The following is a 7314-nucleotide window of genomic DNA, read 5'->3' on the forward strand; positions in this document are numbered from 1 at the left end:
TCATTTCATTATTTTTATGATTTACTAATATTTTTTAACCTAATTCACATATATCTAATGGATGCCCAAAAGGCGTTTAAACTACCTTTAAATCTGCTCAAACCACAGTCATTCGAGTCCAGAATTTGTAAAATCTCTGTAAGCTGCGCCATTAAAGGGCTTCCGGCTAACCCATCGTTTAACTTAAGAGTCCAGAAATGATTGCCACCCCACATGTGTTACTGTTCGCCCTGGCCGGCAATTACAGCTGGTATGACGCGCTGCGGGTGGATAGCGATGAAGCGCGGGAAGCTCATACTCTGCTGCTGGCGGAAACCTTGAAAAGTGTCGACAAGCGCCGGCGACAGGCTTTCTGGATGGTGGCGAAAGCAACCCTCGCGGATAAACAGGGACGCCAGATCATTTGCCAGCGCATTCAGGCAATAGGCAAACCGGTTTATCTTCCCGATTACCTGTCATCGTTTGCCGCCGCCGGCGCCCTTACCCGACCGATGGACGATGAGGCGATGTGGAAGAACGCGATGACGGGTTATGTACATTGTCCTATCGACATGCTGGTGATTTGCTAAGCGCCACGGACCCGGCTATTTTTTCATCATATCTTTCAAATTGGCAAAGGGATTGTGGGTTGCTACTCCCACGTCCCGTTGCGCATCTTCGCCCGCTACCACCGTCGTGCCGTAGAGGCTTGCCTCGGTGTATTTTTCATGCTCATGGTCGTGGCAATAAAGACACAACATCTCCCAATTGCTGCCGTCTTCGGAATTGTTGCTATGGTCGTGATCAATGTGATGCACCGTCAGCTCGCGCAGGTTGGAGTAGGTAAACTCGCGGCTGCAACGACCACAAACCCAGGGAAACAGTTTTAGCGCTTTTTCGCGATAGCCGTTTTCGAGCCGGGCATAATTTTTTGGAACAAAGGCCATAAATGACACCCTCTCTGCGCGGTAGTAAATCCAACGGAAGTGTAGCCTAAATCCCGCAGCTGTCGCTATAGCCGTCTGGCGGCAATGAGACGCTGCTTGTATTTTCGCCACCGGAAACGTTGATGTTTAGGCAATGTTTAGCGTCGCGGCACTATATGGTAGGAAAAAATTTATTAACCGAGTTGCATGAAAACAGATCAAATTATTCTGCTTGGCTGGTGTGCGAGCTATGCCATGTTATGGACGGGGGCCACTTTCCTGTTGGATCCCATCGTGCCTTATGATGCCATTGAGGCAGTAAACTGGGCAATGAACGCGGAGTGGGGTTCCCCTAAAAATCCGTGGCTAGTCGGCCTGGTTATGCGCCCGGCGCTGGGGCTTTCGGCGCCCTGGTTAAGCTTTTATTGGTATGCGACACATTTTTTGGCGGTGGCGGTGGGCATGTATGGCGTCTGGCAACTTGCCTGGCGCTTGAGCGGCGACCGTCGCCTGGCCTGGCTGGCGTTGCTGGCGCTTAACCTCAGCGGCGTTATCAATTTTGATATCATCTCATTTAACGATAACTACCTGCTGGTGATGTTATGGCCCTGGCTATGGGTGTTTTTCCTGCGGGCAGCCTTTGATCGCCCCGGTTGGTGGCTGGCGTTCGCCTTTACCGCAGGGCTGGCCTGTATGGCGAAATATTCCAGCCTCTCTTTCATTTTCTCGGCCTGGATGTTGACGCTATGGGTACCGAGCATTCACCGCTGTTATCGCCAGCCGGTGTTCTATCTGGCTATTCTGCTATGGTTGATTATCGTGGCGCCAAACGGCTGGTGGCTTTGGCAAAATAACTTTGCCGCCTTTAAGTGGGTGGATTCGCAGGTAACGCCCGGATTGACGCTGCACGGGTTGATGTCGGCATTGACGGTCTTTTATCCACTGGCGTTGCTTGCCGCTGTGCTCATCGGGCTGCGGGCCCGGCTGGGTTGGCCTTGCGCCACGCAGGCTCGGGCGGCGTTAATGATGCTGCTGATTCCGCTGGCGCCTATCCTTATTTGGTTCAGTTTTCATGACGGTGGTCGTATTACTGAATGGCTCCAGCCTTATATGATGCCCGCCACGGCGCTGATGATCGCTTGCGTCACGCAACCGCCCTCCCGGCCGTTGGCGGGTATGCTTAAGAAACTGTCGCTGTGCGCGCCGCTGGTGCTGGTGGGTTACAGCGCTGTGATGCTGTTAAACGTGCGCGGCGCCGGCGAAAAATTGGCCGGCATCAAACCCTTCAGCCAGCAGGTCAGTGCGCGATGGCAACAGCAGTATCATCAACCGGTGCGCTTTGTCGGCGGCGATTATCTATCCCAGTGGCTAACGTTCTATATTGACGACCGTCCGGCGGTGATTACGCCCTGGTCAGTGAGCCAGCGGCCGAATATTTACACCCGCACGGTGCCAGAGGACAGATTGCTGCGCGATGGCGTGGCGCTGGTAGGGCCACGCGGGCAGAACTGCGGCGAAGCAGATTTCAGTGAAGTGCTGGTGTCCTGGCCGGCATTGTCCGTTGGTTATCGCGAGGAGATCGCCTTCGTACCCCATCCTGGCGCATCCCCAATACCGATTTGTCTTGCTTTTGTGCCGCCCGCGACGCCGAAGTAATTCCGGCAGACGGCAGACTAAGGAATCAGCGCCCCAGCGGAGCGCGGTGCAGGAACCGGCTAAAGCGGTTCGCGCCTTGCTCCAGCTTTTCTATAGAGCTGGCAATGCACCATCGCAGGCAACCTTCGCGGCCAACGCTTTACAAAATGCCAAGCTGTCGTCCAGGCCACGTACGCGGAAAAACAAGTACATGGCGTCCGCGGGCAGCGGCACCTCGATGTACGGCAGCGTGCCGAGCCGCTGATAAAGATAGTCGCGCGAGGCCTGAAAGCAGGCTACCGTTTCCTGGCGTACCGCCTCGCCCTGGTTAACCGCGACCAGACCGGCTTTTTGCACGAATCCGGGGGCGCACAGCTGCTGTTGTATTCAATATCAGCTTGCCCAGCTCATACATCATCAGCGCCGGCGGCGCGACAACCCAACCCAGCCGCCATCCTGTCATCAGACAGCTTTTGGAAAAGCTATTGATGACCACCAGCCTGTCGTCCGGGGCGGCGATGTCTAAAAAGGAGGACGCGCAGCCTTCCGGTAGGCCGTCAAACACAATGCGGCTATAGACCTCATCAAGGACGATCCAGATACCGTGCCGGCGGCAGTGCACCGGTATCACCGCCTGCTGCTGCGCCGACATAACCCAGCAGCTGGGGTTGTTGGGAGAATTGATTACCAGCGCCCGGCAATCAGTCGTCAAGGGGTGTAACAAGGTTTCCAGACAGAGATGCCAGCGAGCAATACCCTGCTCGTCCCGCTGAAGCTCTAGCGCCACTTCCTCAACCTGCGCACCAAGAATGCGCGAGATCTCCACCAGGTTAGGCCATACCGGCGTCACCACCACCACCCGATCCTCCGGGTTATACAGCGCTTGGGCGGTCAGCATCAGCGCCGCCACGCCGGAAGAGGTCACCACGACCCGATCCGGGCTAACCGGCCGGTGCAATTGCGGAAGGGCGTTTGCCAGCGCCTCCCTCAGCGCTGGTTCGCCTAGATTCGGCGTGTAAAAGGTATCCCCGGCGTTTAACGCCGCTTGCGCTGCGGCGCAAATGAACGCCGGCGTCGGGGGGTCGCCTCGCCAAACCAGAACGGCAAAACATCGTCGCGGCCGATGCTGGCGTTGGCGACGTCGCGAATCGCGGAGAAGCGTAAATCGCGCACCACTTCCCGTGCCAGGGGGGGGTGACCGGGCTGTAAAGGAGACTTTGACATTATAACGGCAGCCTGATATCCGCTACGCCCGCCACCTGCCCGCTGTGGTGCCGCATGACCAACGCGGCAGCGCTTCTGGCACGATAGCGGTGTTGCAGCCACAATGAACTATCGGAGTAATCGATACTTTCCCTCGCCAACAATAGGGTTCATTACCGCGATCCGTGGACGCGCATGTCGCGACCAAGATCCTTTTGCAACGCATTGACCCAAGCGCGCGGTGGGAAATCGGCATTGGATTTGCATGCTTGTTTACTTTGCTTCTGAAAAAGGGGGCAGTATGGCTGCCAAACTATGCGATAGTCTGGATGATGCCGTGATCGTCCGCCTGGCCCATCAGGCGCTCGCCGTCTATCCCTGGCTGACGCCGCAACAAGTGGATCTGTTTTGCCGCTCCGAAAACGCCACGTTGCGCGTTATTGACCAGTGCAACCAATGTTATGCGCTGCGCCTCCATCGACCGGATTATCACTCATTGGCCGATATCCGCAGCGAACTTTGCTGGCTACAAGCGCTGCAGGCCGCGGGCATTCCTGTGCCGCAGGCCATGTTGCCGCAGGGTAACCAGCCAGTCGTTACGGTGCGCATCGCTGATGGTTTGCCCCGCTATGCGGTACTGTTTGACTGGATTGAGGGCGACGTGTTGCAGAGCGATGTCAACAGCGTGTGCCATGCCGATTTTGTGGTACCGGGGGAAATCACCGCGCGGCTGCACCAGCAAAGCCGGCAGTGGGTGTTACCAACCGGGTTCAGCCGCCTGACCTGGGACCACGACTCAATGGTCGGCGTACAAAAGCACTGGGGAGACTGGCGAGAAGTCCTCGGCTTGCGGCCTGACGATTGCGCCCTTATCGAAAATTGCCTCCGCCGGACGGCAAATGCCCTGCACTGTTATGGCAAGTCCCCCGCGCGTTTTGGGCTCATCCACGCTGATTTGCGGCTTACCAACATCATGCGGTGTCAGGATGACACCCGGGTAATTGATTTCGACGACTGCGGCTTCGGCGGGTATCTCCACGATATGGCGGCGGCAATAAATTTTGTCGAACATCACCCCGCCGCGCCGGAATGGGTTGCGGGCTGGCTGGACGCCTATCAGCATCACTGCCCCCTCGGCGTGGAGGATCGGGCGGTATTGTCGGCGCTTTTCATGCAGCGATGTATACAATTGTTGGCGTGGGTAGGATCGCATGCCGATACGGAGCAGGTTCGTTCCCTCGGGCCGAGGTGGGTCGATGAAACGCTGCGTCTCTGCCGCCGGTATCAAAATAGCGCCGGGCTGCCTCTAGGCGCCGACTAAACGCGGCCGGTGGATAATGGGGGCAATCAAAGGCGCCTTGAGCCATGCCGCCGCCGCTGCTGCCATGCGTTAACTCAGGCTATCAGGCTAGTGGCACAGACATTTTACTACCAGTCATACGCGGTCGCTCTGTTGAAAGTTAAAAAGACTTAAAAAGACTTAAAAAGGCACATCCGTCAATATATGACTATGGTTGCCGGTTAACGCCCAGGCCGCCAAACCGGGGAATGGGGTATACTTTTTAGCAAGTGGTGAAGCGGTTAACAATAAGTAGACTACGTTATATTATATTAATAACTTAATGATTTTTTGTTTATACTTATTTATATCATAAATAAGTATTAAGCATTTACTTATTATGGAGTCAGGGTTTCATATTTTAATGGCTTGTGGAGAATGTTAGTTTTTTGTACCGAAAAATCAAATTTTCAGTGCAATGGGCATTACGCCTGAATTATCCCGTCATCCTTAATCATCGCTAATAAATTTGCCTGAGAGGGCAACCTGCCTGGCTTCATACCCATTACCCATCTGACTTAGGTCATACAGGTACAACTTATCGTGCTTAAAAAGTATATTATCAATGATATCATTGAATTTAACGCAGATGAATGTGTCCTCGTCTATATCTACACCGGCGTTGTGATTCCGCTTACCTTGTCCACCTCACGTTTGCTGGAGTATTTCGTCAACTCCGGTGGCATAATTCTCACCCGAGAATCTTTGCTGGAGAATGTGTGGAGTAAATACGGTCTCACCGCTTCCGGCAATAATCTCAATCAATATGTCAGCGTGCTACGGCGAACGCTGGCGGGCTTTGGCATCAATAACTTTATCGATACCTTACCGAAAGTGGGATTCAAATTGAATCCGGCGGTGACTATCGCCCGCCATCGGACGGTGAGATAACGGAACACATGCCGCTCGTCGACCATGAGAGGCTGTCTGTTGCAGATGAGCCCGCGTCGTCGCCGGCGGTTGTTCCTCATCACGGGCCGAAGCGCAATCATCAACGCCATTTAGCCCTGGGTGGGGGTCTGGCGTTGATGATGATACTTGGTGCCTTGAGCTACTCTTTTTGGTCGACGTCGGGAGCAGTGGCCGCCCACACGCTTACGCTTCCCACCTCGGGAAAATGCGAAATCACCTTTATGCGCGATTTACCTGAGGCCGCCCGCGCCCGCGGGCTGCAAGAAGTGAATGCTATTATAAAGGAAAACCACAGGGTCTGTGATAAGGAGAAGTGCGTCAATTTCGTTAGTGAAAAATATAATGACCCCGCCAGTTTCAGCCGCACCTTGCTTTTGCTATGTCACATCGGCGGTAAGCAGGAAAATATCAGCTGTGAGAATTTCTATTATTACAACCGGAAAACGTTATGAAGGTTAAACGCCTTATTTTTATTGCATTGGCGGTTGTCGTCGTCGCTGGGGGACTGTTACACGCTCTGGGCGCTGACGATGACCTTTTCAACCGAACGCCGCAGATAGATTGTAAAGCGTTCACCGTGAATAATCTCAATGACGATAATCAACGCATTAGATTTTCCCTCAACGTGCGTGTGCGCCTATTCGGCAAGGGACAGGGAATCTTGTATTATAAAGGGTATGCAAACTATAACGGGAGTAATAGTTGTTTTGCTCGCACCGTTTATCTTAGCCATGCGCAGCGGGTGGCGAAAGACGCTTACCGTTATCAACTCGACGATGTGGTTAAATCACCGCTAGACCAGACTCAGGAAGCGGTGTTTAACGAGTTTTGGAGCGAAAACACCGCCGACAAAAATGTACTCCTGCTGGCAATGTAGTGGTCAACTAAAACTGGCCACCGCGTTAGCGTTTTCCCAGTATCTGTTTTCTGATTCGTTTGGTGGCAACCCACCGTTATATTCATACGGCCTGAGTGCGCTGTAATATCCCACGATATAGTCAGTAATTTCATAAGCTGTTTCGCTGAAGCTGTTGTAACCCTTTGTCGGCACCCATTCTGTCTTCAGGCTGCGGAAGAAGCGCTCCATCGGACTGTTATCCCAACAGTTACCCCGCCGACTCATGCTTTGTTTGTACTGGCACACTGAATTTGGCCACCTGAACAGAGGTGATATGCTCACCTCAGAACAACACGGGTGCACCAATGAAAAGAAGAAATTTTAGTCCTGAATTCAAACGCGAATCCGCTCAACTGGTTGTCGACCAAAATTACACCGCCACGCCAGCAGCAAAAGCCATGGACGTCGGTTTTTCTACGATG

The 7314-nt window shown here is 53.8% G+C and carries 10 protein-coding genes and 2 pseudogenes; 7 read left to right on the forward strand and 5 right to left on the reverse strand.

The features are described 5' to 3' along the window. Positions 1 to 197 precede the first annotated feature (197 nt). Positions 198 to 569: a hypothetical protein gene (locus ACTBDU_RS15365; protein WP_438807075.1), complete on the forward strand. Its 372-nt coding sequence runs from the start codon at positions 198 to 200 to the stop codon at positions 567 to 569. 15 nt (positions 570 to 584) lie between these two features. Here the strand turns inward: ACTBDU_RS15365 and yajD are convergent, their stop codons facing one another. Further along, positions 585 to 926 carry an HNH nuclease YajD gene (gene yajD / locus ACTBDU_RS15370; protein ID WP_438807076.1) on the reverse strand — a complete coding sequence of 114 codons (342 nt, stop codon included), beginning with the start codon at positions 924 to 926 and terminating at the stop codon, positions 585 to 587. A gap of 186 nt (positions 927 to 1112) precedes the next feature. Here yajD and ACTBDU_RS15375 point away from each other — a divergent pair, with 186 nt between their 5' ends. Then, a complete protein-coding gene (locus ACTBDU_RS15375) occupies positions 1113 to 2561 on the forward strand; it encodes a glycosyltransferase family 39 protein (protein WP_438807077.1) in 1449 nt (482 codons plus the stop codon). A 90-nt stretch (positions 2562 to 2651) separates the two neighbouring features. On the opposite strand, the gene ACTBDU_RS15380 is transcribed toward ACTBDU_RS15375, so the two are convergent. Genes ACTBDU_RS15380 through ACTBDU_RS15390 form a run of 3 tightly spaced genes read right to left on the reverse strand, consistent with a single transcriptional unit; the run spans position 2652 to position 3764 of the window. Then, positions 2652 to 2897 (reverse strand): hypothetical protein, encoded by a 246-nt coding sequence (locus tag ACTBDU_RS15380; RefSeq protein ID WP_438807078.1) that lies wholly within the window; start codon positions 2895 to 2897, stop codon positions 2652 to 2654. Beyond that, positions 2869 to 3639: an aminotransferase class I/II-fold pyridoxal phosphate-dependent enzyme gene (locus ACTBDU_RS15385; protein WP_438807084.1), complete on the reverse strand. Its 771-nt coding sequence runs from the start codon at positions 3637 to 3639 to the stop codon at positions 2869 to 2871. Before ACTBDU_RS15385 ends, ACTBDU_RS15380 begins: the two co-directional genes overlap by 29 nt. Then, positions 3576 to 3764, reverse strand: a complete 189-nt coding sequence (locus ACTBDU_RS15390) for a hypothetical protein (protein WP_438807079.1) — start codon at positions 3762 to 3764, stop codon at positions 3576 to 3578. Before ACTBDU_RS15390 ends, ACTBDU_RS15385 begins: the two co-directional genes overlap by 64 nt. 280 nt (positions 3765 to 4044) lie before the next feature. Between ACTBDU_RS15390 and ACTBDU_RS15395 the strand changes: the two genes are divergently transcribed. From ACTBDU_RS15395 to ACTBDU_RS15410, 4 genes are all read left to right on the forward strand, one after another. After that, positions 4045 to 5064, forward strand: coding sequence for a phosphotransferase enzyme family protein (locus ACTBDU_RS15395; protein ID WP_438807080.1), 1020 nt, complete (start codon positions 4045 to 4047; stop codon positions 5062 to 5064). A gap of 561 nt (positions 5065 to 5625) precedes the next feature. Continuing rightward, a complete protein-coding gene (locus ACTBDU_RS15400) occupies positions 5626 to 5973 on the forward strand; it encodes a winged helix-turn-helix domain-containing protein (RefSeq protein ID WP_438807081.1) in 348 nt (115 codons plus the stop codon). A 137-nt stretch (positions 5974 to 6110) separates the two neighbouring features. Then, positions 6111 to 6446, forward strand: coding sequence for a hypothetical protein (locus tag ACTBDU_RS15405; protein ID WP_438807082.1), 336 nt, complete (start codon positions 6111 to 6113; stop codon positions 6444 to 6446). Continuing rightward, positions 6443 to 6871 carry a FidL-like protein gene (locus ACTBDU_RS15410; protein ID WP_438807083.1) on the forward strand — a complete coding sequence of 143 codons (429 nt, stop codon included), beginning with the start codon at positions 6443 to 6445 and terminating at the stop codon, positions 6869 to 6871. Before ACTBDU_RS15405 ends, ACTBDU_RS15410 begins: the two co-directional genes overlap by 4 nt. A 3-nt stretch (positions 6872 to 6874) precedes the next feature. Here ACTBDU_RS15410 and ACTBDU_RS15415 read toward each other — a convergent pair. Next, positions 6875 to 7132, reverse strand: a pseudogene (locus ACTBDU_RS15415) (integrase core domain-containing protein); the annotation flags it as partial. 65 nt (positions 7133 to 7197) lie between these two features. Here ACTBDU_RS15415 and ACTBDU_RS15420 point away from each other — a divergent pair. Further along, a pseudogene (locus ACTBDU_RS15420) lies at positions 7198 to 7314 on the forward strand (IS3 family transposase); the annotation flags it as partial.

It is taken from the genome of Sodalis sp. (in: enterobacteria) (assembly GCF_051710625.1).
Taxonomy (GTDB): Bacteria; Pseudomonadota; Gammaproteobacteria; order Enterobacterales; family Enterobacteriaceae; genus JBPESN01.